Below are 24,220 nucleotides of genomic sequence, written 5' to 3'. Positions count from 1 at the left end.
GTGCACTACATCCGCGGGTCGGGCCTCAGCAGCGCGAACACCGCTCCGGCCGGGTCGGCCAGCCAGGCGATCCGGCCGACCTCGGGGAGGTCGGTGGCCGGCATGATCACCGTTCCGCCGCCCGCCTTGGCCGCCGCGACGGTGGCGTCGACGTCCGCCGAGGCGAAGTACGGGACCCAGCGCGCCTGCTCCTCGCCGCCCTCGCCCAGGAAGGGGGCGACCCCGCCGAAGGAGGTGTCCTGCTGGTCGCCGTCGGCGGTGCTCAGCACCCGGTACGTCATTCCGGGCGCGGGCATCTCGGCGCTGCGCCAGCCGAACACCCCGGTGTAGAAGGCGATGGCGGAGACGGGGTCCGGCACGTGGAGTTCCGTCCACACCAGCGTGTTGTCGGCGGAGGTCAGCTGGAGTCCGGCGGTCTTGCCGGGCTGCCAGCAGGCGAACTCGGCGCCCTGCGGGTCGGTGAACTGGGCCAGCCAGCCCTCTCCCATGACGTCCCCGGGCTCCATCCGGACCGTGCCGCCGCCGGCGGTGACGGCCGTCGCGGTGGCCTGGATGTCGGGGGTCATGAAGTGCTGCATCCAGGCGGACGTGGCCCCCTCCTCGGTGAGCGGCCCGAGTGCGGCGACGGTCTTGCCGTCCACCTGGAAGAACCCGTACCCGCCCGCCTCGGGTCCGGCGGAGGCGAACTCCCAGCCGAGGACGGCGCCGTAGAACGCGGCGGCCGCCGCGGTGTCGGGGCTGCCGAGGTCGAGCCAGTTGGGTGATCCGGTGGTGAAGTCGGTGCCGAGCATGGGGTCCTCCCGGGACTACGGCGGCGGTACGAGGTCGCTGCCACGATGCCGAGCCTCCACCCGCGCCCGGGCGTACGGCCCCACGGAGGCGTGGGGTTTCACCCGTGTGGGGGTACGGGCACGCGGCGCAGGATCCGCAGCCCACCGGCGTCCGGGTCACCGACCACCTGGAACAGTTCGGGCCGGTCCACGGTCCCGGCCACCCGCCAGGTCCGCTCCCAGCCGGCGCAGTCCGTGATGATCAGGTCCACTCCGGCGCGCTGGTGGAAGCCGGTGTCGGGCGGCCGTTCCTGCCAGGTGCCGGCGGCCGTGCAGCGCGTCACCACGTGATCGGAGCCGCCCGCTCGGCGCCGGTCCACCGGGAGGTCCTCGACCACGAGCTCGCCGCCCTCCTGGAGCCGGACCACCCCGCCGTCCGTCCCGCGCCACTCGCCCACGTACTGCGCGCGTGCCAGCCGGGGCGGCTCGGATTCGCCCAGTGCGGCCCCGTCCGTCAGCTCGAGCCCGACGATCAGGGCGGCCAGCGCGAGCACCCCGGACAGAACGCTCGCCACCGTCCCGACGAAGGCGGTCGACCGGGCGCTGCGCAGCCCCAGGCCCGCCACCAGCAGGGGGAGTGCGCCACTGCCCCCGATCCAGGCGAGCGAGGCGGCGTACGGGGCCCCCGCGCACCAGGGGAGCAGCGCGCAGGCCGCCGATGCCCCGAGGAGGTAGGCCGGTGCGACGAGCCGCCGGCCGGTCCGGCGGGACAGGGCCAGGGCGGGGCGGGTGAAGACGAGGGCGTGCAGGACGGCGGCGCCCAGGAGCGGGACGGGGGTGATCACGGCCGCCGCCAGGAAGAGCACGAGCACGCCGAATCCGGGTCCCGGGCCGAGGTCGTAGTCGTCGCTCGGAGGTGTCAGTACGCACCAGAGGACGGCCCCGATCAGCAGCTGTCCGGCGAAGACGACCTCCGCGCCGGGGGCCGCGGCCCACCATCCGCGGTCCCCCTCCCGTGGCACCCGTCCCGCCCGCACCGTCTGCACCATGCTGACCACCACCCCCGCCTGAACGCGTTCAATTATCCGAGCCGAGACTCTACACCTATATTGAACGCGTTCAATCAACCGGATCCACGCCCCCACCCCTTCCTATCTGACGAGCCGTCAGTTTCAATCGTTGCTGTGATGGGACATGCAGGGATGGCGGCCACCGTCGTCCGATACCTCAGGTCAGTGGGCTCCCCCACCTCCGCCCCGGCGCAGCGGGAACCCGGTTCCGTCGACGCCCTGCCGCGTCCCGACCTGCGCGCCGTCGGCGAGGACGAGCGCGCGCCGGTGTCCCCCGCCGAGTTCCGGGCCGTACTCGGGAACTTCGCCAGCGGGGTCACCGTCATCACGGCACCGCCCGGCGAGGACGCGCAGGGCCCGGCCGGCTTCGCCTGCCAGTCGTTCGCCTCGCTGTCCCTCGACCCGCCCCTGGTCACCTTCATGGTGGCCCGTACGTCGACGACCTGGCCGCGGATCGCCCGCGCCGGGGTGTTCTGCGTCAACATCCTCGGTGCCGAACAGGGTGAGTTGTGCCGGTCCTTCGCCGTCAGCGGCGCGGACAAGTTCGCCGGGGTGACCCACACGCCCGCCCCCGTCACGGGATCGCCGCAGCTCGACGCCGTGCCCGCCTGGATCGACTGCCGGATCCAGGCCGTCCACACCGGCGGGGACCACCTCATCGTCGTGGGCCGGGTGGTGGCCATGGGTGCGGCCGGCGAGGGCGGACCGCTCCTCTTCCACAAGGGCCGCTTCGGGCGCCTCGCCGACTGACGGACCGGGCCGACTCGGCGGGGCGGGCCGACGGGGCGGGGCGGGCCGCCGGGGCAGGGCCGGCCGGCAGGCAGGCAGGGCCGTCGGACCGCCCGCCGTTCTTCCTGCGGCAGTTCGATGTCCCCGCGGCAGTTCGATGTCCCCGCGTCCGTCCGCTGCGTAAGCTCCCCCAGGGGCTGGGGCGCCTCGGCGTGCGGGCCCCTTCGGAATTCTTCGGAAACGCGGGGATTTGATTTGATACTGAACCTGATGCGCCGCACGCGCGGCGCGATCGCCGTCACGGTCGCCACCGGGGCCTTCCTGGTGGCCGCTTCGCCGGCCTCGTCGGCGGCTCCGGTCGCCGCACCTCCCGTCACGGCCGCCGGCTCGATCCTGATCGACGGCACCAGCGGGGCCACGCTGGCCAGCAAGGACGCTGACACCCAACGGCAGGGGGCGAGCACCACCAAGATCATGACCGCCCAGGTCGTGATGCGCACGCCCAACCTGAACTACGACCAGAAGATCACCATCAAGCAGGAGTACGTGGACTACGTCGTCCGCGAGGGCGCCAGCTCGGCCCACCTGAAGGTGGGTTCCACCCCGACGGTCCGCCAGCTGCTGTACGGGCTGATGCTCCCGTCGGGCTGCGACGCGGCCTACGCGCTCGCCGACACCTTCGGCAAGGGCGCGACCACGCAGGCCCGCACGGCGGACTTCGTCGCGCAGATGAACGCCAAGGCGAAGTCGCTGGGCATGACCAAGACCGTCTACGACTCCTTCGACGGCATCTCGCCGACCGGCAAGAACCTCACCACCGCGCGCGACCTGGCGAAGCTCACCAAGTACGCGATGTCGGGCGTCGCCTTCCCGAAGATCGTGGCGGCGAAGACCTACAGCACGGGCGGCACCTCGACCGACGCCACGTGGGGCAACAGCAACCTGCTCATCAGGGAGCGTCCCACCGGCTACGCGTACCCGGGTGCGATCGGTGTCAAGACCGGCACCGGCACCGCCGCGGGCAAGTGCCTCGTCTACTCCGCGACCCGTAACGGCAAGACCGTCATCGGCGTCCTGCTGAACGACGAGGAGCGCTACGCGGACTCGATGAAGCTCATGGACTGGGCGCTCGGTTCCAGCGCCGGCTCCGGGGCGGCGCTGCAGCGCGGCAACACCGACCCGATCCCGGACGTCCTCGACTGACGGTGATTCGGTTCACGGCTCCTCCGCCGGCGGGTGCGATCCCGCCGGCGGGGGAGCCGAGCCGTTTCCGGAGAGCGGTAGGGGGCGAGGCACCCCCCAGGGCGGGTCAGAAGGTGAGCACTCCCCTGGCCACCCGTCCGTGGTGGGCGTCGTCCACGGCCTTGGCGAAGTCCTCGACCGGGTAGACCTCCGTCACCAGTTCGTCCAGCAGCAGCCCGCCCTGCCGGTAGAGCTCGGCGTAGAGCGCGATGTCGCGCTGCGGGCGCGAGGACCCGTACCGGCAGCCCATGATCGTCTTGTCCAGGTACATGGACGACACGAGGAACGACGCCTCCTCCTGGAAGCCGGGCACGCCGAGCAGGATCGCCTGGCCGTGCCGGTCGAGGAGGTCGATCGCCTGGCGGATCAGCTTGACGTTGCCCACGCACTCGAAGGCGTGGTCGGCGCCGGTCGGCAGGATCTCGCGGACCGCCGCCGACGGGTCGGCCACCGCGGACGCGTCGACGAAGTGCGTGGCGCCGAACTGCCGGGCCACCGCCTCCTTCGCCGGGTTCGCGTCCACCGCCACGATCGTCGTGGCGCCCGCGATCCGGGCCCCTTGCAGCACGTTCAGCCCGATGCCGCCGGTGCCTATGACGACCACGCTCTCACCGCGGTCCACCCGCGCCCGGTTCAGTACGGCCCCCACCCCCGTGAGGACCCCGCAGCCGATGAGCGCCGCCGAGGTCAGCGGGATGTCGGCCGGGATCTTCACGGCCTGCACAGCCTTGACCAGCGTGCGCTCCGCGAAGGCGGAGTTGGAGGCGAACTGGAACAGCGGCTTCCCACCGCGCGAGAACGGCTGGCCCGGCATCCCGATCGCCTTGCGGCACATCGTCGGCCGGCCCCGGTCGCAGTCCGCGCACGCCCCGCAGTTGGCCAGGGTGGACAGCGCCACGTGATCGCCCGGCGCCACGTGGGTGACGCCCGGGCCCACCGCCTCCACGACCCCCGCGCCCTCGTGCCCGAGCACCACCGGCGGTGGGAAGGGGATCGTCCCGTCGATCACCGACAGGTCGCTGTGGCACAGCCCGGCCGCGCCGATCGCGACGAGCACCTCCCCCGGCCCCGGATCCCGGATCTCCAGGTCGTCGACCACCTGAGCCTGCTTGCCGTCGAACACGACGCCTCTCACCTGGACTCCTTAGGCAGGCCGAGCACGCGCTCGGCGATGATGTTCCGCTGGATCTCGTCCGAGCCGCCGTAAATGGTGTCGGCGCGGGTGAACAGGAACAGGCGCTGCTCCTCGTCGAGTCCGAGTTCGTACGGGAGCCCGGGCGCCCAGCCCGCCGGCCCGGCCGTGGCCGCCGCCCCGCGGACCTCCACCGCCAGCTCCCCGAGCCGCCGGTGCCAGCCTCCCCACAGCAGCTTGGCCACGCTGGGCGCGCCCGCGTCGCCCGCGTCGCCCACGCCTCCCGCGGCTCCGAGGGTGCGCAGCGCATTCCACCGCATCGTGCGCAGCTCGGCCCACTGCCGGACGAGGCGCTCCCGCAGGACGGGGTCTCCGGCTCCCGCGGCGGCGCGCGCCGCGTACGCGGCCAGGACGCGCTCCAGTTCCGCCGCGAAGCCGATCTGCTGGACCAGGGTCGAGACTCCGCGCTCCAGGGCGAGCAGGCCCATGGCCACGGTCCAGCCGTCGCCCTCGGCGCCGACGACCTCGGCTGCGACCGCTCCGTCGAAGAACACCTCGTTGAACTCGCTCGTGCCCGACATCTGCCGGATCGGCCGGACCTCGACGCGGCCGGGCTGGTCCATCCGGACGAGCAGGAACGACAGACCCCGGTGCCGGCGCGAGCCGGGTTCGGTGCGGGCGAGAACGAAGCACCAGTCGGCTTCCTGGGCGAGCGAGGTCCAGATCTTCTGGCCGGTCACCCGGTACAGTCCGTCGGCCGCGTCCCGTACCGCGGCCGTACGGATGCCCGCGAGGTCGGATCCGGCGCCCGGCTCGCTGTAGCCCTGGCACCACAGCTCCTCGCCCCGCGCGATGCCGGGCAGGAAGCGGCCCTGCTGCTCGGGCGACCCGTAGGCGATGAGCGTAGGGGCGAGGAGGTTCTCGCCGATGTGGCCGACCCGGCCGGGCGCGCGCAGGGCCGCGTACTCCTCGGCCCACACCACCTGGCCGGTCAGGGACAGCCGCCGGTTTCCCCACCCGTCGGCCTCCCAGCCCTGCCCGATCCAGCCGCCCCGGCCGAGCTCGCGCTCCCACGCCCGCCGGATCCCGGCCCCTTCGTGCTCGCTGCCCGGCCCGCCGAGGCCGAGGACTTGCGCGTACGGGCCGACGAGGTGCTCGGTCAGCCACGTCCGGGCGCGCCCGCGCAGCTCCTCGTCCTCGGCCCCGAAGCTGAAGTCCACGCCGCTCCCCCTGGTCCTGTCCGGTCCGGTCCTGTCCGGTCCTGTCTGGTCCTGTCCGGCCCTACGCGTTGGGGCGGTCCTTGGCGGCCGCCGCCTTGGCCATGGCCTCCAATTGCGCGAGCATCGGCATCGGATCGGTGCCGACCGTGCCGGGCAGGAAGTCGGCGATCTTCTCCGGCGTCCAGGACCCTTCGGCGTATCCGGCGCGCAGCTCGCGCGGCTGCGCCCAGACGGCGATCTTCGGGCCGGCGATCGTGTAGACCTGGCCGGTGATGTCCTCGGCCCTGGCCCGGTCGCTGAGCAAGTAGGTGACCAGCGCCGCCACGTCCTCGGGTTCGCCGATCTCCTTGAGCTCCATGGGGACGCCCGCGGACATGCGGGTGCGGGCGACGGGTGCGACGGCGTTGGCCGTCACCCCGTACTTGGCCAGGCCCAGCGCGGCGGAGCGGACGAGGGAGATGATCCCGCCCTTGGCGGCGCTGTAGTTGGCCTGGGCTACGGAGCCCTGGTGGTTGCCGCTGGTGAAGCCGATCAAGGTGCCCGTGCCCTGCCTGCGCATGACGGCGGAGGCGGCGCGGAAGACGGTGAAGGTGCCCTTGAGGTGGGTGGCGACGACCGGGTCCCACTCCTCTTCGGACATGTTGAACAGCATCCGTTCGCGCAGGATGCCGGCCACGCACACGACGCCGTCGATGCGGCCGTAGTGCGTGAGCGCGGTGTCGACGAGGCGCTGACCGCCCGCCATGGTGGAGATGTCGTCGGCGACGGCGACGGCCTCCCCGCCGAGTGCGGTGATCTCCTTCACCACGGCCTCGGCGATCTCGCTGGTGGGCTCCGCGCCCTCGATCCCGACCCCGTAGTCGTTGACGACGACCTTGGCGCCCTCGGCGGCCGCGGCGAGTGCCACGGCCCGCCCGATGCCCCGGCCGGCGCCGGTGACGGCGACGACCTTGCCTGCCAAGAAGTTCCCCACGTCCGGCCCCTTCCCGCGATTTCTGACGGACCGTTAGATTCTATGGGTAGTCAGATGTACCTGCACAAGCCCTCGTTGACGTCGTAACCGCCGCATCCACGCAAGGAGCTGTCGACGCCCATGACCTTGCCCGCCGAGTTCCACGACATCGCCAAGCGCGTCAACAACTGGGGGCGCTGGGGCGCCGACGACGAGATCGGCACCCTGAACCTGATCACCGACGAGGTGGTCCGGGGCGCCGCGGCGCAGATCCGCACCGGCCGCCGGATCCCGCTCGCCCTCCCGCTCAAGGAGGACGGGGTCCAGGTCGGCATGATCCCCGGCCGGATCAACCCGCTGCACACGATGGTGCAGATCAACCAGGAGCTCTTCGGCCCGGGCACGGTGGCGTGCAGCGACGACGCCGTGAGCATGGGCCTCCAGGCGGGCACCCATTGGGACGCCCTCACCCACGTCTCGCACTCGGGGAAGATCTACAACGGCCGCCCGGCCGGCACCATCACGGCGCACGGCCGCGCCGAGTTCAGCGGCATCGACAAGGCCGGCCACATCGTCTCGCGCGGGGTGCTCCTCGACGTCGCGCGCGCGAAGGGGGTGGACCGACTGCCGGGCGACCACGCGGTGACCCCCGGGGACCTCGACGAAGCCGAGGAGTTCGGCGGGGTCACCGTCCGCCCCGGGGACATCGTCCTCGTCCGCACCGGCCAGATCCAGGTCTACCTGGCGGGCGACAAGCACGGCTACGGCTTCCCCTCGCCCGGACTGTCGATCCGTACGCCCGAGTGGTTCCACGCGCGGGACGTGGCGGCCGTCGCGAACGACACCCTGACCTTCGAGATCTTCCCGCCGGAGATCGAGAACCTGTGGCTGCCCGTGCACGCCCTCGACCTGGTTGAGATGGGCATGCACCAGGGCCAGAACTGGAACCTCGAAAAGTTGTCCACAGCCTGTGCAGAAGAGAACCGGTACGCGTTCCTCCTCTCCGCAATGCCGGAGCCCTTCGTCGGCGGCACCGGTACCCCCGTGGCCCCGGTGGCCGTCCTCTGAGCCCGGCGGGGCGGGCGGCGGCGGACCCGACGAACCCGGCCACCCGCGGGCCGTCCCGGTGGAACCATGAGGTGGACATGACGCGTCACCGTACGCGCGTCACACCCCGTCCCCACCACGTCCCGCAGGAGAAGCCCGCATGGCCAACCCGTACCAGGTAACGCCGCCACCTGCCCCCAGACGCCGCTCGGGCGGCACCGTCGTCGCCGTCATCGTGCTCGCCGTGGTCATCATCGGCGGCTACTTCGTCGTGCAGTCGCTCCGCAAGGACGACGGCAAGCCGTCGGCTTCCCCCTCGGCCTCCCCTTCCGCCAAGCCCACCGCCAAGGACCCCGGATCCCCCGAGTCCTCCTCCGACACCTCCAGCGCGTGGAAGGTCGGCGACTGCGGCGGCCCCGACCCGGCCAAGGCCCCCGACGGATACAAGCGGACGGGCTGCTCCGACTCCGGGGCCACCTTCAAGGCGATCGACATCAAGGAAGCCAGCATCCTCCCGGGCGCGATCCAGTGCCCGCCCGGCACCGACCTGATGATCGACGTGAGCATCTCCTACGGCGGCAAGTCGAGCGGCATCCCCACCAACACGGTCTGCGGCCGCAACCTGTCGGGCGACCACCCCGGCGACGCCGGCGCCGGCGGCGGCCAGTTGGTGAAGGGTGACTGCGTGACCTCCCAGGCCAAGGAAGTCGCCTGCGGCGGCTCGGGCGCCCTGAAGGTCCTCGGCCTCGTCAAGACGCAGGCCGAGTGCCCCTCCGGCACCACCGACCCGATCAAGCTGACCATCGCGGTCGGCCGCCCGTACGACGTGATCTGCACCGACGGCTAGACACCCTCGGGGGGGGCCGCACCGGCGGCGGTGGCGCAAGTACCTCGCCACCGCCGCCGGCCGCTCGGCGCCGCCTCAGTCCGTACGGGGAACCGTCGTGACGAGGGCGACGAGGGCGACGAGGGAGCCGGCCCGCGGGGTGCGCGGGCGCGGAGGCGGCGCGCGGTCAGGACGAGTTCCTCCGGTACGAGCATCCTCTCCAGCACGAACCGGCCGAGCACGCCCTGCGGCCCGGTGACGACCAGGACGTGTCCCTCCGCGCCCCTTCGACCGGCTCGTCCCTCTGCTCCCCCGCCCGCGCGTGCACAACGCCGCTGCCCGTCAAAACCATATGCCAGCACGGGCGTTCAGGTGCCTGACCTGCCTCGCACGCCGGCTCAGGGGCCGGCCGCCGCGGAAAATTCCGTGCCCCCGCGCCGGTGGAGGCGCAGACTCACCCCATGGCGGACATGCAGGCGTTCCGGGCAGCGGTCGACGACTGGGCGAGCGGCGGTTCCGGCGGGGCCGCGAGCGAGCTGGCCGCCCACCTGGACGTGCGGACGGCGGTGCTGCTGGAAGGCCCCAGCGACCTGGCTGCCGTCGAGGCGCTGGCCGCGCGGCGCGGCCGCGACCTCGCCGCCCAGGGCGTGTGCGTCGTATCGATGGGCGGGGCGATGAGCGTCGCCCGCTACACCGACCTCCTCGGGCCGCCCGGCCTCGGCCTGCGCCTGACCGGACTGTGCGACGAGCGCGAACGGCCCTTCTACGACCGGGCACTGGAACGGGCCGGGGCGCCGCGGCGGGGCTTCTTCGTGTGCGTGGCGGACCTGGAGGACGAACTCATCCGCGCACTGGGCACCGCCACGATCGAGGAGATCCTCCGGGCCGAGGGCGATCTCCGCTCCTGGGAGACCTTCGTGCGCCAGCCCGCCCAGCACGGTCGGCCCCGGCAGCAGCAGTTGCGGCGCTTCCTCGGCACGAAGAAGGGACGCAAGATCCGCTACGGCCGCCTCCTCGTCGAGGCCCTCGCCCCCGACCGGGCACCGGCTCCGCTCGACGATCTCCTCGCGAGCCTGTGACCGATCGGGCCGGGCCGCTCGGCGCAGCAGCCCGGCCCGGCGGGTTCTTCGGGTGGCGGCGACGCGCATGCACGCCCCGAGCGCGGCACGGCGGCCGCCACCCCACGACCCGCACTCGTCAAGGCCTGCCCTTGGCGTCCCCTCGCGTCGAATCGCTCCACACCAGGGTGATCAAGATGTGACGAACCGTCAACACCTCGTTAGAGGTACACGCGCGGTTCCCGCGGCGGGGTATGACATTCCGACGGGCCGTCCGAGGGCCTCTCGGACGCGCAGTCCGAGGTCGATTTCTGTGCGCGGTCGATCTCGCACCAGATCCGCTTGCCCGCGCCCTCGCGCTGCCAGCCCCAGCGGTCCGCCAGCCCGTCGACCAGCTCCAGGCCGCGCCCGCCCGTGTCCTCCCCGCACGCTTGCCGCCGGTTCGGCGCCCGGTCGCTCGCGTCGGCCACCTCGACCCGCACCCCCGGCCCCCCGAACAGCATCCGCAGCACGGCCGGACAGCCCGTGTGCACGACCGCGTTCGTGACAAGCTCGGAGATCAGCAGGATCAGCGTCTCGGCGAGCGGCTCGTCGTCCCCTATGCCCGACCCCGCCAACCGGGAACGCGCCCACCGGCGGGCCCGGCCGACCTCGGCGGGATCCGCACCGACCTCCAGCTGAACCTGAAGCACCTGCACCGCTCACACCATCCGAACCGGCGGACACTTCGCCTCGCGACAGGACGGGACCACCGACTGTGATCCCCTTCCGTAGCAGCATGGTTGACGTACAGTCACCACAACAAGCGCTTCGGGCATATTCCCGCGCGAAGGAGTGGGCGTGGTGCATACTGTGCGACGCTCGCGCCGCTCAACCGCTCGCATTCGTGGGAGCGTACCGGAGCAGGCCCCCGCTTCCTGGGCGCAATGAGTCGGGCGAAGGACACAAACCGATATCAACTCTCTGTAATCGGACATGCGTCCCGCGTCGTCCCTCCCGTGCCTCCGCGTCACGGTGAGCAACGCCCATCGAGAACCTCCGACCGACGGGCCCCTGCCCCGCCCGCCGAGCCACCCGCCCCGTCCTGCCCGCCGAGCCACCCGCCCCGTCCTGCCCCGCCTACGCCACCTGCCCGGCCTCCTCCACCGAGCCCAGCAGCTCCTGCGCCAGCAGCTCCTGCGCCTGCGCCGCCGTCCGCCACTGCTCGGCCCGCACCCAGGCCCGTTTCAGGTGCAGGTGCACGTCCGCCTCCCAGGTGAAGCCCATCCCGCCGTGCACCTGCAGACAGTCCCGAGCACCCTGCACCGCCGCCCCGTCCGCGAGGAGCTTGGCCGCGGCCACCTCGCCCGCGTCCCCCGTCACCGCCGCCGCGTAGACCGCCGTACGGGCCACCTCCGCCCGCACCAGCATCCGCGCGCACAGGTGCTTGACCGCCTGGAACGCCCCGATCGGCTGCCCGAACTGCTCGCGCTCGCCCGCGTACCGCACCGCCAGCTCCACCGTCCGCAGCGCGCTCCCGACCTGTAGCGCGGCCGTCAGCAGCGCCCCCGCCTCCCGGTACGCCGAGGCGTCGCCCGCCACCGCCACCCGGTGCAGCGGGGTCAGCGGGTCCACCGACCGCACCGGCTCGCCCGCCGGCACCCCGGGCGCCCCGAGCACCGCGTCCGCCTCCGCGAGGTGGGCCACCAGCGGCCCGTCCAGGTCGAAGGCGCTCACCACCGCCGTCCCCGCCGCCGCCCCCGGGACCACCCCGGCGGCCAGGTGCGTGGCCACCAGCGGCCCCGGCACCAGCGCCCGCCCGGCCTCCTCGAAGACCAGGACCGCCTCGGGCAGCCCCAGGCCCACACCGCCCTCGGATTCCGGCAGCCGAAGCGCGAAGAAGCCCGCCTCACCCAGCTCCCGCCACAGCGCGCGGTCCACGCTCGTGCCCGTGTCCACCGACGCCCGTAGCGCCTCGCGTCCGTACCGGCCCGCCAGCAGGTCCCGTACGCCCGCCCGCAGGTCCTTCTGGTCCTCGGTCGGCTGGAAGTCCATGCCCCTTCACCGGCCCTTCGGGAGGCCGAGGATCCGCTCGGCGACGATGTTGCGCTGGATCTGCGAGGTGCCCGCCGCGATCGTGTACGAGAGGGAGGAGAGCCGGTCCAGGGTCCACTCCTCCTCCAGCGACAGGGACCGGGCCCCGAGGACCTCCGCCGCCGTGTCGTACAGCTCCTGGCGGGCGTGCGAGTAGGCGAGCTTGAAGACGGAACCGCCGATGCCGGGGACCCCGCCCGCCGACCGCTCGGCCTCGCTCACGTTCCACTGGGTGAGCCGCCACAGCGCGCCGAACTCCCCGTACAGCCGGCCCAGCCGGCGCCGCAGCACCGGGTCGTCCCACCGGCCGTTGGCCTTCGCCGTCCGGGCCAGTTCCCCCAGGGTCCGGCGGCAGGCGACGACCTCGCCGACGAAGGCGGTGCCCCGCTCGAAGGACAGCGTGACCATGGTGACCCGCCAGCCGTCGTTCTCCGCGCCGACCCGGTTGGCCACCGGGACCCGTACCTCGTCGAGGAACACCTGCGCGAACTCCGCCGACCCGGCGAGCGTGCGCAGCGGCCGTACGCTCACCCCCGGCGCGTCCATCGGCATGGCCAGCCAGGAGATCCCCCGGTGTTTGGGCGCCCCGGGGTCGGTGCGCACCAGCAGCTCGCACCAGTCGGCGACCTCCGCGTGCGAGGTCCAGATCTTCGACCCGCTGATCACGTAGTCGTCGCCGTCGCGCACGGCCCGCGTCCGCAGGGAGGCCAGGTCGGAGCCCGCGTCCGGCTCGCTGAACCCCTGGCACCACACCTCGTCGCCGCGCAGGACGGGCGGCAGCCAGCGCGCCCGCTGCTCCGCCGTGCCCTCGGCGGCGACGGTCGGCCCGGCGTGCAGCAGCCCGACGAAGTTCGCGCCGACGTACGGGGCGCCGGCGCGCTCGGCCTCCTCCAGGAAGATCAGGTGCTGGGTGGGGGTGGCTCCGCGGCCGCCCGCGTCCACCGGCCAGTGCAGGCCCGCGTACCCGGCCTCGTACAGCCGGCGCTGCCAGCCCAGGTCGTACGCGCGCCGGCCCGGCCAGTCGTCGGGGGACGGCTTGGCGGGCAGCTCGGGGAGCACCTTGGCGAGCCAGGCGCGCAGTCGGACCCGGAAGTCCTGCTCCTCCTCGGTGTAGGTCAGGTCCATCAGCGGCGGCTCTTGTCCAGGTCGAGGCCGAGCATGCGGATGGCGTTGCCGCGCATCAGCTTGTAGACCGTCTCGTCGTCCAGGCCCTTCACGTGGTCGAGGGCGACCTCCTTGGTGTGCGGGAAGGTCGAGTCCACGTGCGGGTAGTCGGTCTCGAAGGTGGCGTTGTCGCGGCCGACGACGTCGAGGGAGGCGATCCCGTGCTTGTCGCGGAAGAAGCAGCAGAACATCTGCCGGTAGTAGTACGTGGACGGCGGCTCGGGGATCAGGTCGCGGACGCCGCCCCAGGCCCGGTGCTCCTGCCAGACGTCGTCGGCGCGTTCCAGGGCGTAGGGGATCCAGCCCATCTGGCCCTCGCTGTAGGCGAGCTTGAGCGTCGGGAACTTCACCAGGACGCCGCTGAAGAGGAAGTCCATCATCGAGGCCATCGCGTTGTTGAAGCTGAGCGAGGCCTGGACGGCGGGGGGTGCGTCGGGGGAGGCGGCGGGCATCTGGGAGCTGGACCCGATGTGCATGTTGACCACCGTGTCGGTCTCCTGGCAGACGGCGAAGAAGGGGTCCCAGTAGCCGGAGTGGATGGAGGGGAGCCCGAGGTAGGTGGGGATCTCGGAGAAGGTCACGGCCCTCACTCCGCGGGCGGCGTTGCGCCGGATCTCGGCGACGGCGAGGTCGATGTCCCAGAGCGGGATGATGCACAGCGGGATGAGCCGGCCGCCGCTGTCGCCGCACCATTCCTCGACCATCCAGTCGTTGTAGGCGCGCACGCAGGCGAGGGCGACTTCCTTGTCCCGGGCCTCCGCGAAGGTCTGCCCGCAAAAGCGCGGGAAGGTCGGGAAGCAGAGCGAGGCCTCGACGTGGTTGAGGTCCATGTCGGCGAGGCGCGCCGCGGGGTCCCAGCAGCCCCGGCGCATCTCCTCGCGGGTGATGCCCTCCAGGGTCATGTCGTCGCGGTCGAAGCCGACGGCGGCGATGTTGCGCTTGTACGGGAACTTCAGGTCCTCGTAGATCCACCAGTCGGTCGGCGGGCCGTCGGGGTCCATGGTGATGACGTACTTGCCGCCGGTGTAGGCGAGTTCGCCGATGCCGGCGGTGAGCGCCTTGGGGCCGCGGTCGCGGTACTTGGCGGGCAGCCAGACGTCGAACAGGTGCGCGGGCTCGATCACGTGGTCGTCGACGCTGATGATCCGAGGCAGTCCCAGTTCCATAGCAGTCTCCCCAATTCACCGATCTGATGGATCGTCAGAAACAAGCTAGCCCCGCCACCCCTGGACCGACAAGCGTCGGCGCCCTACGCTCTGCGCTTGATCTGACTATCCGTCAGCTATGGGGAGGTCTGGGATGACGGACACCGCGACCGCGACAGAACTGAGCCGGTCCCGCACCCTGTGGGAACTGGTCTCCCGCCGGGCCGCACTGACCCCGGACACCACCGCCCTCGTCGAGGCCGCCGAGGACCCCGCACACGACCGCCGACTCACCTTCGGGGAACTGCGCGACCGCTCCGAACGCGTCGCCGCCGGCCTGCACGAGCGGGGCGTACGCCCCGGCACGGTCGTCGCCTGGCAGCTCCCCACCCGCATCGAAACGGTGCTGCTCTCCGTCGCCCTCGCCCGGATCGGCGCCGTCCAGACCCCCGTCATCCCCTTCTACCGGGACCGCGAGGTCGGCTTCGCCCTCCGCGAGTCCAAGGCCGAACACTTCGCCGTCCCCGGGACCTGGCGCGGCTTCGACCACACCGCCATGGCCGCCCGCCTCGGCGCGCGCGGCGTCTTCGAGGCCTACGCGACCCTCCCCGACGGCGACCCCGCCGTACTCCCTGCGCCGCCCGCCTCCGGCACCGACGTCCGCTGGATCTACTGGACCTCCGGCACCACCTCCGACCCCAAGGGCGTCCTGCACACCGACCGCTCCTTGATCGCGGGCGGCTCCTGCCTCGCCCACGCCCTCCACCTGAGCCCGTCCGACGTAGGCTCCATGGCCTTCCCGTACGCGCACATAGGCGGCCCGGACTACCTGGTGATGCTCCTCCTGTACGGCTTCCCCGCGGTGCTCTTCGAAAAGTTCGCGATGCCGGACGCCCTGAACGGGTACCGCCGCCACGGGGTCACCGTGGCCGGCGGCTCCACCGCCTTCTACTCCATGTTCCTGACCGAGCAGCGCAAGGCCCCGGACGTCCCGCTGATCCCCACCCTGCGCCTCCTGGCGGGCGGCGGCGCCCCCAAGCCGCCGGAGATCTACCACGCGGTCGTACGGGAGCTGCGCTGCCAGCTGACCCACGGCTACGGCATGACCGAGGTCCCGATGATCACCATGGGCTCCCCGGACGACACCGCCGAGAACCTCGCCACCACCGAGGGCCGCCCCCCGGCGGGCATGTCCATCCGCATCACCGCCCCGGACGGCACCGAGCTGCCGCCGGACACGGACGGGGAAGTACGGCTGCGCGGCGAGGCCGTCTGCCGGGGCTACCTGAACGGCGACGACCCGGCCGGGGCCTTCGACCCCGACGGCTACCTGATCACGGGCGACCTCGGCCACCTCACGCAGGACGGCTACCTGGTCCTCACCGGCCGCAGCAAGGACGTCATCATCCGCAAGGGCGAGAACGTCTCGGCGAAGGAGATCGAGGACCTCCTCCACCGCCTGCCGGCCGTCGCCGACGTGGCGGTCATCGGCCTACCGGACCCCACCCGCGGCGAACGCGTCTGCGCGGTGGTGGAACAACACCCGGGAGCCGCCCCCCTGACCCTCCCCCAACTGACCGCCTACCTCCGCGCCCAAGGCCTGGCCACCCACAAGCTCCCGGAACAACTCGAACTCCTGGAGGCCCTCCCCCGCAACGAAACCCTGCGCAAGGTCCTGAAGTACAAACTGCGGGAGCGCTACGCGTAGGGGTCGGGGCGGGAGCCGCCACGAGCGGTGGCGTCGAGGAACGGAAGCTTCCCGGCCGAGGCGGCGCATCCGTTCACAACGCATATTCGTCACTCTGACGTGAAATTCCCTGAACCGGGCTGCCGTTCAGCGAGGCTCTGCGATGCTGGAGGCCGATCGAGAGGGGCCGCAGCGATGCAGTGGAAGATCCACGGGGAACGTCCGATCTACGAAAACAAGTGGGTGAACCTGTGGCTCACCGACATCGAAACGCCGGACGGCCACCGCTGGGAGCACCACGTCGTCAAGCTCCGCCACTTGGCCGTGGCCGCCGTGCTCAACGACCGTCAAGAGGTCCTCATGATGTGGCGCCACCGCTTCATCACGGACGCGTGGGCCTGGGAGCTGCCCATGGGCCTGGTGGAAGCGGAAGAGACCCCCGGCGAGGCTGCCGCCCGTGAAGTCCTCGAAGAGACCGGCTGGCGTCCGGGCCCGATGAAGCCGCTGATCTACGCCGAACCGGCCAACGGCATCACGGACTCGCAGCACCACCTGTTCCGCGCGGACGGCGCCACGTACGACGGCCCGCCGACCGAGAAGAACGAATCGGACCGGATCGAGTGGATACCCCTGGCGAACGTCCGGGGCATGATCGACCGCCGCGAGATCGTCAGCAGCGGCTCCCTGGTCGGCCTCCTCTACGTCCTGATGGACGAGGGGGTTCGCTAGTCCGGCAGGGAACGAGCACCGCAGCCGACGAACCGCCGGGAGCGGTGCTCCTACAGAGGTCGGCCCAGGACCTTTTCGATGGGCTCGAAGATGTCGGCGTCGGTCTCCTGCCGCCAGGAAGGCAGGTCGGGCCAATCAGCCACGTAGCCCGGCTTCGGGTCCTCGAAGTGCTTGAACATCGACGAACCGCCACGGCCCATCAGCGGCTGGGCTGAGGTGCCTCACATCCGAACGGAACGCCCCATGCATACCAACCATGGCGCCGCCGGTGACGGCTGCACCGCGCCGATCTCGCGGTACCCCCAGCCCTCGTACAGCCTCATGACCTTCCCATCGCCGGCAGCCGGGTTCACCATCAGCGTGGTGTAGGGCTCGGGCCTCCCGTCGAGGAGGGCATCGTGCATCCGACGGGCGAGCCCGACGCCGCGCTGTGCGGGGATTACACCGATCTCCTTCACCGCGACGGTGTCCCGGGCCGTGAACCGTGGGGTGACCGGAACGGTCATCCGCTTCCACCAGCGGTCCCCGGGACCGACGGTGTTCGCGTAGGCGTACCCGACCGCGGCACCGTCCGACGCGTACGCCACGGCCACGGCCCACCCCGGTTCGGCAGCATGCCGGTCCAGTCGTTCGAGAAACACATCCACCCGGTAGTTCGGGTGGTCGAGAAGGTCAGCGCGCACCTGCGCGTACACGTCGGCGATCGTTGCTCGCAGGTCGGGCGTCAACCCACTGTGTCGGCGTATGCGGGACTCCGTGACAGTCATCGTGCGCTCACACCTTCAATCGGACCGTGTGGGACCGCCACGCGTCCGCGTGGCTGCTTCCGGGGGCGATCTGCTGCAGCCGGCTGCCGAACGTCGCAAGCATCGCCGACACCCTGGGGTGACCGGCGGCCGCGTCTGCGGAAACGCCCATGGCGGAAGTCACGGCAGATTCCACCTCCCCTTGTTCGAGCTGCGCCCGCGCGAGGCGAGCAGTGGTGATCGCCTTCGACCGAACCATGTGCGGCCGCAGTCCGGCAAGGCATCGGTGCCCGTGCGCTTCCGCCGTCGCCCAGTCTCCGAGCATGGAGTACGCGGACAGAGCGAGGGAGTCGATCTCGGCTGTGTCATAGAACGCGGTCAGCCACAGGGGCCGGACCTCCCCCGGGTCGGCCCTGTCCATCGCCTCCCTGGCTTGCCCGAACGACCGTCGCACGGCGCCCCGGTCCCCGGCCGCGGCGTGGATCGCCGCGTGCCTGGCCAGCCCGAGTGAAGCGAACATCGGGTCCCGCCGGGTGAGGCCCAGCCCGCGGGCCACATCGTTCGCGGCCGCTGCTTCGGCCGGCCGCCCCATGTGCCTGTACATCGTCCCCGCATGCGACCAGATCCGGAACTTGATCGCCGGATCACCTGCCAGCTCTGCCAGCGACTGGGCTTCCCGCATGTGGTTGCTCGCGTCGCCGAACCGACGGCCGTCGATCGCCGCCCACATCGCCGAGGAGCGGAAACTCGCCGCCGCCGCGTACAGGCTTGCCCTGACCCGCTGCGATGCCGTCCCAATCGTCTGGCACATCAGCGCCTCGTCGGCGAGCGCCGCCGCCTGCTGCTCGATACCGCGCTGTCCGCCGTGCCGGTGATCGGAGGCGATGATGTCGGCGAACCGCTGCTGAATCAGCGCGACGTCCGCCATGCCCACCCGCCGGGGGACGGCCGCCGTCGGTGGCGCGGCCGCGGAGAACGCGGCAGTTGTGGCGGCGGTGATGAAAGTACGGCGGTCCACGGACAGCTCCTGGTCCTTGGTGCGGGTACGGCGGACGAACCCCAAAGCCAGAGCTGTGCGTCCGCTGATCAATTCCAGCGCCGCGCGCTGGGCCGACTTCGGACAGCGCACACGGCCCGACCGCCACGCCCGGATGCTGGAATCGTCCAGGCCGCCCAGCTTCCCGGTCAGCTCACCCACAGCCTGATTGACCCGATCAGCGAGCTCTCGGGAGCTATACCCCTGCTCCCTCATCCATGCGGTTAACGCGTGGTTCGGCACTGCGTCCATGCGGTCCACGGTAGCCCCGGCGACAGCGCCGCGCGAGGTAAACGGAATGCCAAATCACCCTAGGAAACGCGTCGTTGATGCCTCGGGATCGTCCTATTCGGGGCCTGCGGCCGAGGGGTTCAATGGAGCCAGCCAGCACATCCCCGGGGTGCGCGACGCACCCCCATCCCCGCCGATTCGGCAGGAGGCTCGGACGCAGTGAGGAACGACCACGCGAGCAAGGGCCCGGTCGTGACCCGTCACCGGGCATGGATCGGCGACCTGGTCGAGGACGAAGACGGCCGGGAGGCGATCGTCACCGACGTCGCGGCGGGCGCCGTGTGGGTCCTCCGCCCCGCTGACGTCCTCCTCGCAGATCAGTGGATCACCACCGACCCCGACAGCCTCTTCGTCCTCAAGACGCGTGCACAGCGCGTCGCCTCCCGATGACCTCGGTGCGGCAGGGACGTTCCCGGCCCCGTCCTCACGACGGTGTCCAGACATGAAGGAGAAGACAGGTGTTCAGTCACGCCGACCGCGTACCCACCAGTGACGCCTTGCCCATGGGGCACGTAACGCCCGTCCCATGGGGCGTTCAGCGGATGGCCCCGTACCCTGCCGTGGCACCGGGATACCGGCACGTCGAGATCGACGCGCACACCCAGACCGCCCGCTACTACGGGGCCGATGGCCAGCCGATGATGATGCCCGGGCACGGGACCAGCACCGGCACCAACCCGGCAACCAACACCGGAAATCCGTCCGACGGCAGCAGCGGTGGCGGTTCCGGCGGCGGCGACCAGGACACCGGGAACGACAACGACCAGTGAGCCCCTCCGGCCCGGTGATGGTCGTCACCATGAAGGACGACCCCACGGCCGACCTGGTGATCCGCGAGCTGCACGACCGGGGCGTACCGGTCGTGCGGCTCGACTCCGGGGACTTCCCCGCCACCTTGTCGTTCGCGGCATACGTCACGCCCGATGGCATCGAAGGGTCCTTGACCACCCCGACCCGGACCGTGGACCTGACACGAATCCGGTCCCTCTACTACCGACGACCGTCAGGGTTCGCCTTCCCCCACCTGCCCGAGCATGACGCCCGGTTCGCGCTCGCCCAAGCGCGGTACGGGCTCGGCGGCGTCATCGCCTCCTTGCCGGGCTGCCTGTACGTCAACCACCCGCACCGCATCGGCGACGCCGAGTTCAAGCCCTCCGGTCTCGCCGCCGCCACAACAGCCGGGTTCCATGTGCCGGCCACGCTCATCACGTCCGATCCGAGCGCCGCCCGCGACTTCGTCAGCGAACCCGGGCCGGTGATCTACAAGCCTCTTTCAACGCCTCTCTACCGCGTCGATGGCGTTTCCTGCACCGTCCAGGTGAAGGAGGTGACGGCGGACGAGATCGACGATCGGGTGTCCGGGACGGCTCACCTATTTCAACGCCTCGTGCACAAGTCGGCCGATGTGCGGGTAACCGTGATCGGTGACCGCGTTTTCGCGGTCCGCATCGACTCCGACCTGTTGGACTGGCGGACCGATTACGACCGGCTGGTCTACAGCGTCGTACAGCCCCCGGCCCACGTCACCGCGAGCCTGTTTCGATACCTGTCGCTGTTCGGGCTGTTCTTCGGAGCTTTCGACTTCGCCATCGACCAGGCGGGGACATGGTGGTTCCTTGAATGCAATCCCTCCGGACAGTGGGCGTGGCTGGAGCCCGAGACCGGATTGCCCATGGTCGCAGCCATGGCTGATCTTCTGGAAAGGAACAGCACGTGAACGACCGAGCGCAGAAGCTGAGGTTGCAGCTGGCTGAGCAGCTTGCCGCTGCCGGCCACGTACGTACGACCTCATGGCGACGGGCCGTCGAAGCCGTGCCCCGTCACGAGTTCTTGAACGGTGGGTACTTCCAACGGATCGACGTGCCCGGCCGCCCCACCGCGTGGACACCCGTCATGCCTGAGAGTCCGGCATGGCTGGAGGCCTGCTACACGGACGACTCTCTGGTCACGCAGATCGCGGGCACCATCGTGCCTGGTGACCTGCGTGGGGAGATCACGCGCCTGCCCACGTCGTCCAGCACCCTGCCGTCCTTGGTCGTGCGGATGCTCGAAGAGCTCCGGATCGAGGACGGACACCGTCTGCTCCTCGTCGGCCTCGGAACCGGCTACTCCAGTGGCCTGGCCTGCCACCGCCTCGGCGACGATCGCGTAACCGCCGTGGAGATCGATGCAGACGTCGCCGCGCGTGCCCGCAGCGCCCTCGGCCGGTGCGGCTACGCGCCCAACGTGGTCGTCGACGACGGTCTCGCCGGGTGGAAGGACGGCGGCCCTTACGACCGGATCGTCGCCTACTGCGGAACGGTCACCGTTCCCTACGCGTGGGTGGAACAGACTCTGCCCGGCGGAGTCATCCTGGCCACCGTAGGTGGGTGGATGTACTCCTCCGAACTCGCTCGCCTCACAGCCTCCGGGGACGGCACCGCCACAGGTCGGTTGCTCGACGGCCGCAACTCGTTCATGCTCGCCCGCCCACAGACGCCCCCACCCATCGGCCTCCTCCCCGACCTCGACCGAGCCGACGATCAGCCCACCGAGCTTGCTGCCCACGTACTCGAAGACTGGGACACCCGGTTCGTCGCCCAGCTTGCCGCTCCTCGTGCTCAGCGCATGACCTTGGACCGCAACGGCAGCACGGAACACGTGCTCCTCGACGTCGAGGCGGGAGCATGGGCGGTACTGCGACAAGACGGCAGCAGGTGGCTCGTACGCCAGGGTGGGCCGGACGATTTGTGGGACCGGATCACAGACCACGTCACCCGCTGGCGCCACGATGGATCGCCCACTCTCGACCGGTTCGACATCACGGTCACGCCTGAAGGGCAAACGATCACATGGCGACGCTGATCGCCCACTCTGCGCCCCAGACGGACCGCACACGCGTGATCGAGAGGCGCGTACCAATCGATGGCGGGCCTATGTCCGGCCCAGGACGGGCTGGAGACGCTGAGACGTCAGGAGCGCGTAGCGATGTGGGGCGCTCCGGGCTCCGCCCGGGCGGTGCCGACCGCCCGTCTCTGAAAAGGAACGCCCGGCCCGTTCCTCTGGGGGCTTCCCGGCTGTCCTCGTATCTCCGGGGCGGGACGGTCGGTCAAGGGTGGCCGCAGGCCATCGCGCAGCGACGCGACGACGAAGGAGGAGCGCCCTTGAGGGACCGGCCCGACACAGAAGGACGATGGGACTGACGGGAAACCCCCAGCACATCCCTGATGCCGGCCAAGGGGATCCCGCCTACCGGATCCCCGCCGCACCTCCCCGGCACCGCCCCATCGGCTTCCGCCTACCGGGGTCGGCCCCCGCCGCGCCGCGGGGGTGAAGGCCCCGCGCGCAGTGGTACCCGTACAAACGCCGGCCCCCCGCCCGTGCGCCGACCCCCTACAGCCTGCTCAGTGACGCCGCCGCGAACAGGACGTCGCGGATCGCCTCGCGGTCACCGTGCTGGCCCACCGCCGCCTCCTCCGGGGAGATGTGCCCGGCTGCCAGCTGACAGAACTCGATCCCGTCCAGGGCTATCTCCGCCACCGTGCGTTCCGGCGACGGCTTCGCCCCCGGCGAGTCCAGCGCGATGTCCCAGCCTCCGCCGCCCGAGCCCTCGATCTCCAGGTGCAGGGTCCGCCCGGGCGCGCCCGCCGCGACCAGGCCCCGCGGCGGGGCGGCCAGGCCGGCGCGTCTGCGCTGCGCCAACGCGCCCGGCAGGAGCCGCGCCGCCAGGTCGATCATCCGGTGCAGGTGCGGGCCGGCCGGCGGCTCGTACGGGTAGTCCACCGCCTCCGCGATGTCCCACGCGTGCACCCAGCACTCGAAGGCCCGTTCCAAGAACGCGTCCCCGAGCGGCAGGGCGAAGCCGCCGTAGTCCACCGCCAGCTCGGCGACTCCCCGGCCGGCGAAGGAGACCGTACGCACCAGCGTGTGGCCCTGTTCCCGCCACGGGTCGCGGACCTGCCGCGTGATCGGGTGCGGCGTCGCACCCCAGAAGTGCTCCGTCCGCACGGTCGGCCCGCCCTTCGGCGCGTCCGGACCCAGCGGGTCGTCGAGCCCCAGCGCCGAAGCGATCAGCCCGTCCACCGTCAGCAGATGGCCGATCACCCCCGCCACCGTGGTCCGCTGCGACCGGCGCCGCTCCTCCTCGAACCACTTGAGCCGCACCGGGGTGTGCCACTCCGAGTCCCCGAAGTCCTGGAGCAGCGCGTCGAGCCGCGCGGTCTCGGTGTCGTACGGGCTCGCCCAGACCGGCACCGGGATGCGGGCCGGCCGCTTGCCCAGGCAGTCCTCGAGGACGCGCGACCGCAGCAGCGGCTTCAGGTCGAGGGTCTCCTCCGGGTGCAGCAGCCCCACCGCGTCGCGCAGCCGTAGCGCCTCCTCCGCGCAGGGCGCGCACTCGGTGAGGTGGTCCTCCACCGCCTGGGTCTCCTCGGCCGAGCAGGCCGCCAGGGCCCACGCCCCGAGCAGGGACTTCAGCACGGCGTGCGAGGGCGGGGGCGGCACCTCGACCGGCGGTGACAGCGGCGGCATCGACCGCGGCGCGTGCCCCGGGTCGAGGTCGTCCGCGGCCCCGCGCGGACCCGGTATCCGCGCCCGACCGACGGGACGCTCGTATCCGTCATCGGGCGGCTGGGGAGGGCCGTTCATCGAGGCGTTCCATATCCGGACTGGGCGGTCTCCTCCTGCGGGAGGGCGTTGGCGGTCGACAGCAACTGCAACCCGAGCCGCAGCCTGCGCCGCGCCTCGTCCTCGCTGATCTGCAGGTCGGCGGCGGCCTGCCGGTAGTCCCGCCGCTTGAAGTAGGCGAGTTCCAGCGCGGCGCGCAGGGGCGCGGGCATCGAGGTGACGATGTAGTCGGCGCGGGCGGCCGCATTGGCGGTGCGCACCTTCTGTTCCAGCTCCTCGCGCGAGCCGCGGCCCAGTTCGGCCTGGCGCAGCCGGGCCACCGCCTGGCCCTGGGTGATCCGGGCGACCCAGGAGCGCATGGAGCCCTGTTTGGGATCGTAGGCGTCCGGGTTCTCCCAGATGTAGCCGAAGACCTCTCGGGTGATCCGGTCCGCCGCCTTCTCGTCGCCCAGCACCCGGTGCGCCAGGCTGTGCACGAGCGAGGCGAAGCGATCGTACAGCTCCCCGAGCGCGGCGGCCTCGCCACGGGCGAGCCGCTGCTGCATGCGGCGGTCCCAGCGCGGTGGTGCGTCCTTCGGCATGAATGCCCCCAGCCGTGTGTCGACTCAACGAATGTAGTGGGCACATGGCGGATCGCGCCTGTTTTGGAAGAACCTCTCCCTGGAAGTGCGCCCTGCGTGATAGGGGCGTGGCAGGGC

General features: G+C 71.5%; 25 protein-coding genes. 11 read left to right on the top strand and 14 right to left on the bottom strand.

The window, feature by feature from the left end; translation table 11 throughout:
- Nucleotides 1-5 precede the first annotated feature (5 nt).
- Together OG594_RS04350 and OG594_RS04345 are read right to left on the bottom strand one after the other, a co-directional pair.
- Complete coding sequence (locus OG594_RS04350) at nt 6-791, bottom strand: VOC family protein (protein WP_266595313.1); 786 nt, start codon at nt 789-791, stop codon at nt 6-8.
- A 98-nt stretch (nt 792-889) separates the two neighbouring features.
- On the bottom strand, nt 890-1,819 hold the full coding sequence (locus OG594_RS04345; protein WP_266595311.1) for a hypothetical protein: 930 nt from the start codon (nt 1,817-1,819) through the stop codon (nt 890-892).
- 153 nt (nt 1,820-1,972) lie between these two features.
- Between OG594_RS04345 and OG594_RS04340 the strand changes: the two genes are divergently transcribed.
- Both OG594_RS04340 and OG594_RS04335 read left to right on the top strand, forming a co-directional pair.
- Nucleotides 1,973-2,590, top strand: coding sequence for a flavin reductase family protein (locus tag OG594_RS04340; RefSeq protein WP_266602588.1), 618 nt, complete (start codon nt 1,973-1,975; stop codon nt 2,588-2,590).
- A 249-nt stretch (nt 2,591-2,839) separates the two neighbouring features.
- On the top strand, nt 2,840-3,772 hold the full coding sequence (locus OG594_RS04335; protein ID WP_266595309.1) for a D-alanyl-D-alanine carboxypeptidase family protein: 933 nt from the start codon (nt 2,840-2,842) through the stop codon (nt 3,770-3,772).
- Between the two features lie 106 nt (nt 3,773-3,878).
- Here the strand turns inward: OG594_RS04335 and OG594_RS04330 are convergent, their stop codons facing one another.
- The 3 genes from OG594_RS04330 to OG594_RS04320 all read right to left on the bottom strand — a co-directional run bounded on the left by OG594_RS04330 (nt 3,879) and on the right by OG594_RS04320 (nt 7,136).
- Nucleotides 3,879-4,946, bottom strand: a complete 1,068-nt coding sequence (locus OG594_RS04330) for a Zn-dependent alcohol dehydrogenase (protein WP_266595307.1) — start codon at nt 4,944-4,946, stop codon at nt 3,879-3,881.
- The gene (locus OG594_RS04325) at nt 4,943-6,163 is read right to left on the bottom strand and encodes an acyl-CoA dehydrogenase family protein (RefSeq protein ID WP_266595305.1); all 1,221 of its coding nucleotides are present in this window, start codon (nt 6,161-6,163) and stop codon (nt 4,943-4,945) included. The genes OG594_RS04330 and OG594_RS04325 overlap by 4 nt, the downstream gene beginning before the upstream one ends.
- Nucleotides 6,164-6,224: 61 nt before the next feature.
- Complete coding sequence (locus OG594_RS04320; RefSeq protein ID WP_266595303.1) at nt 6,225-7,136, bottom strand: SDR family oxidoreductase; 912 nt, start codon at nt 7,134-7,136, stop codon at nt 6,225-6,227.
- A gap of 120 nt (nt 7,137-7,256) precedes the next feature.
- On the opposite strand from OG594_RS04320, the gene OG594_RS04315 reads away from it, so the two are divergent.
- From OG594_RS04315 to OG594_RS04305, 3 genes are all read left to right on the top strand, one after another.
- A complete protein-coding gene (locus OG594_RS04315; RefSeq protein WP_266595301.1) occupies nt 7,257-8,183 on the top strand; it encodes a cyclase family protein in 927 nt (308 codons plus the stop codon).
- Between the two features lie 139 nt (nt 8,184-8,322).
- Complete coding sequence (locus tag OG594_RS04310; RefSeq protein ID WP_266595299.1) at nt 8,323-9,009, top strand: hypothetical protein; 687 nt, start codon at nt 8,323-8,325, stop codon at nt 9,007-9,009.
- Between the two features lie 440 nt (nt 9,010-9,449).
- Nucleotides 9,450-10,067, top strand: coding sequence for a TOPRIM nucleotidyl transferase/hydrolase domain-containing protein (locus OG594_RS04305; protein ID WP_266595297.1), 618 nt, complete (start codon nt 9,450-9,452; stop codon nt 10,065-10,067).
- A gap of 200 nt (nt 10,068-10,267) precedes the next feature.
- Here the strand turns inward: OG594_RS04305 and OG594_RS04300 are convergent, their stop codons facing one another.
- The 4 genes from OG594_RS04300 to OG594_RS04285 all read right to left on the bottom strand — a co-directional run bounded on the left by OG594_RS04300 (nt 10,268) and on the right by OG594_RS04285 (nt 14,449).
- Nucleotides 10,268-10,744, bottom strand: coding sequence for an ATP-binding protein (locus OG594_RS04300; protein WP_266595295.1), 477 nt, complete (start codon nt 10,742-10,744; stop codon nt 10,268-10,270).
- Between the two features lie 421 nt (nt 10,745-11,165).
- The gene (locus OG594_RS04295; RefSeq protein ID WP_266595293.1) at nt 11,166-12,080 is read right to left on the bottom strand and encodes an acyl-CoA dehydrogenase family protein; all 915 of its coding nucleotides are present in this window, start codon (nt 12,078-12,080) and stop codon (nt 11,166-11,168) included.
- Between the two features lie 6 nt (nt 12,081-12,086).
- A complete protein-coding gene (locus OG594_RS04290) occupies nt 12,087-13,244 on the bottom strand; it encodes an acyl-CoA dehydrogenase (protein ID WP_266595291.1) in 1,158 nt (385 codons plus the stop codon).
- Nucleotides 13,244-14,449 carry an amidohydrolase family protein gene (locus tag OG594_RS04285; protein WP_266595289.1) on the bottom strand — a complete coding sequence of 402 codons (1,206 nt, stop codon included), beginning with the start codon at nt 14,447-14,449 and terminating at the stop codon, nt 13,244-13,246. Before OG594_RS04285 ends, OG594_RS04290 begins: the two co-directional genes overlap by 1 nt.
- A gap of 133 nt (nt 14,450-14,582) precedes the next feature.
- Between OG594_RS04285 and OG594_RS04280 the strand changes: the two genes are divergently transcribed.
- Complete coding sequence (locus OG594_RS04280; protein WP_266595287.1) at nt 14,583-16,136, top strand: AMP-binding protein; 1,554 nt, start codon at nt 14,583-14,585, stop codon at nt 16,134-16,136.
- Between the two features lie 174 nt (nt 16,137-16,310).
- Nucleotides 16,311-16,844, top strand: a complete 534-nt coding sequence (locus OG594_RS04275; protein ID WP_266595285.1) for an NUDIX hydrolase — start codon at nt 16,311-16,313, stop codon at nt 16,842-16,844.
- 50 nt (nt 16,845-16,894) lie between these two features.
- Here OG594_RS04275 and OG594_RS04270 read toward each other — a convergent pair whose 3' ends face one another.
- Genes OG594_RS04270 through OG594_RS04260 form a run of 3 tightly spaced genes read right to left on the bottom strand, consistent with a single transcriptional unit; the run spans nt 16,895 to nt 18,878 of the window.
- A complete protein-coding gene (locus OG594_RS04270; protein ID WP_266603164.1) occupies nt 16,895-17,023 on the bottom strand; it encodes a hypothetical protein in 129 nt (42 codons plus the stop codon).
- 42 nt (nt 17,024-17,065) lie between these two features.
- Nucleotides 17,066-17,611 (bottom strand): GNAT family N-acetyltransferase, encoded by a 546-nt coding sequence (locus OG594_RS04265; RefSeq protein ID WP_266595283.1) that lies wholly within the window; start codon nt 17,609-17,611, stop codon nt 17,066-17,068.
- A 7-nt stretch (nt 17,612-17,618) separates the two neighbouring features.
- Complete coding sequence (locus OG594_RS04260; protein WP_266595281.1) at nt 17,619-18,878, bottom strand: XRE family transcriptional regulator; 1,260 nt, start codon at nt 18,876-18,878, stop codon at nt 17,619-17,621.
- A gap of 198 nt (nt 18,879-19,076) precedes the next feature.
- Between OG594_RS04260 and OG594_RS04255 the strand changes: the two genes are divergently transcribed.
- The 4 genes from OG594_RS04255 to tgmC all read left to right on the top strand — a co-directional run bounded on the left by OG594_RS04255 (nt 19,077) and on the right by tgmC (nt 21,761).
- A complete protein-coding gene (locus OG594_RS04255; RefSeq protein WP_266595279.1) occupies nt 19,077-19,307 on the top strand; it encodes a hypothetical protein in 231 nt (76 codons plus the stop codon).
- Between the two features lie 68 nt (nt 19,308-19,375).
- On the top strand, nt 19,376-19,687 hold the full coding sequence (gene tgmA / locus OG594_RS04250) for a putative ATP-grasp-modified RiPP (protein WP_266595277.1): 312 nt from the start codon (nt 19,376-19,378) through the stop codon (nt 19,685-19,687).
- A complete protein-coding gene (gene tgmB, locus OG594_RS04245) occupies nt 19,684-20,634 on the top strand; it encodes an ATP-grasp ribosomal peptide maturase (RefSeq protein WP_266595275.1) in 951 nt (316 codons plus the stop codon). The genes tgmA and tgmB overlap by 4 nt, the downstream gene beginning before the upstream one ends.
- A complete protein-coding gene (gene tgmC, locus OG594_RS04240; protein WP_266595274.1) occupies nt 20,631-21,761 on the top strand; it encodes an ATP-grasp peptide maturase system methyltransferase in 1,131 nt (376 codons plus the stop codon). The genes tgmB and tgmC overlap by 4 nt, the downstream gene beginning before the upstream one ends.
- Before the next feature lie 528 nt (nt 21,762-22,289).
- Here the strand turns inward: tgmC and OG594_RS04235 are convergent.
- A complete protein-coding gene (locus OG594_RS04235; RefSeq protein WP_266595273.1) occupies nt 22,290-23,543 on the bottom strand; it encodes a zf-HC2 domain-containing protein in 1,254 nt (417 codons plus the stop codon).
- A complete protein-coding gene (locus tag OG594_RS04230; protein ID WP_266595271.1) occupies nt 23,540-24,103 on the bottom strand; it encodes a sigma-70 family RNA polymerase sigma factor in 564 nt (187 codons plus the stop codon). The genes OG594_RS04235 and OG594_RS04230 overlap by 4 nt, the downstream gene beginning before the upstream one ends.
- Nucleotides 24,104-24,220: the final 117 nt, after the last annotated feature.

The sequence above is a fragment of the Streptomyces sp. NBC_01214 genome (assembly GCF_026340975.1).
In the GTDB taxonomy this organism is placed as follows: Bacteria; Actinomycetota; Actinomycetes; order Streptomycetales; family Streptomycetaceae; genus Streptomyces.
This window is presented reverse-complemented; position numbering and strand designations above follow the sequence as displayed.

Excerpts from the sequence above, each read along its gene's own strand:
- OG594_RS04235 (WP_266595273.1), bottom strand. The coding sequence starts at position 23,543 with ATGAACGGCCCTCCCCAGCCGCCCGATGACGGATACGAGCGTCCCGTC.
- OG594_RS04305 (WP_266595297.1), top strand. The coding sequence starts at position 9,450 with ATGGCGGACATGCAGGCGTTCCGGGCAGCGGTCGACGACTGGGCGAGC.
- OG594_RS04230 (WP_266595271.1), bottom strand. The coding sequence starts at position 24,103 with ATGCCGAAGGACGCACCACCGCGCTGGGACCGCCGCATGCAGCAGCGG.
- OG594_RS04310 (WP_266595299.1), top strand. The coding sequence starts at position 8,323 with ATGGCCAACCCGTACCAGGTAACGCCGCCACCTGCCCCCAGACGCCGC.
- OG594_RS04315 (WP_266595301.1), top strand. The coding sequence starts at position 7,257 with ATGACCTTGCCCGCCGAGTTCCACGACATCGCCAAGCGCGTCAACAAC.
- OG594_RS04350 (WP_266595313.1), bottom strand. The coding sequence starts at position 791 with ATGCTCGGCACCGACTTCACCACCGGATCACCCAACTGGCTCGACCTC.
- OG594_RS04260 (WP_266595281.1), bottom strand. The coding sequence starts at position 18,878 with ATGGACGCAGTGCCGAACCACGCGTTAACCGCATGGATGAGGGAGCAG.
- OG594_RS04295 (WP_266595293.1), bottom strand. The coding sequence starts at position 12,080 with ATGGACTTCCAGCCGACCGAGGACCAGAAGGACCTGCGGGCGGGCGTA.
- OG594_RS04280 (WP_266595287.1), top strand. The coding sequence starts at position 14,583 with ATGACGGACACCGCGACCGCGACAGAACTGAGCCGGTCCCGCACCCTG.
- OG594_RS04270 (WP_266603164.1), bottom strand. The coding sequence starts at position 17,023 with ATGTTCAAGCACTTCGAGGACCCGAAGCCGGGCTACGTGGCTGATTGG.
- OG594_RS04340 (WP_266602588.1), top strand. The coding sequence starts at position 1,973 with ATGGCGGCCACCGTCGTCCGATACCTCAGGTCAGTGGGCTCCCCCACC.
- OG594_RS04290 (WP_266595291.1), bottom strand. The coding sequence starts at position 13,244 with ATGGACCTGACCTACACCGAGGAGGAGCAGGACTTCCGGGTCCGACTG.
- OG594_RS04335 (WP_266595309.1), top strand. The coding sequence starts at position 2,840 with ATGCGCCGCACGCGCGGCGCGATCGCCGTCACGGTCGCCACCGGGGCC.
- OG594_RS04265 (WP_266595283.1), bottom strand. The coding sequence starts at position 17,611 with ATGACTGTCACGGAGTCCCGCATACGCCGACACAGTGGGTTGACGCCC.
- OG594_RS04285 (WP_266595289.1), bottom strand. The coding sequence starts at position 14,449 with ATGGAACTGGGACTGCCTCGGATCATCAGCGTCGACGACCACGTGATC.
- OG594_RS04345 (WP_266595311.1), bottom strand. The coding sequence starts at position 1,819 with ATGGTGCAGACGGTGCGGGCGGGACGGGTGCCACGGGAGGGGGACCGC.
- OG594_RS04275 (WP_266595285.1), top strand. The coding sequence starts at position 16,311 with ATGCAGTGGAAGATCCACGGGGAACGTCCGATCTACGAAAACAAGTGG.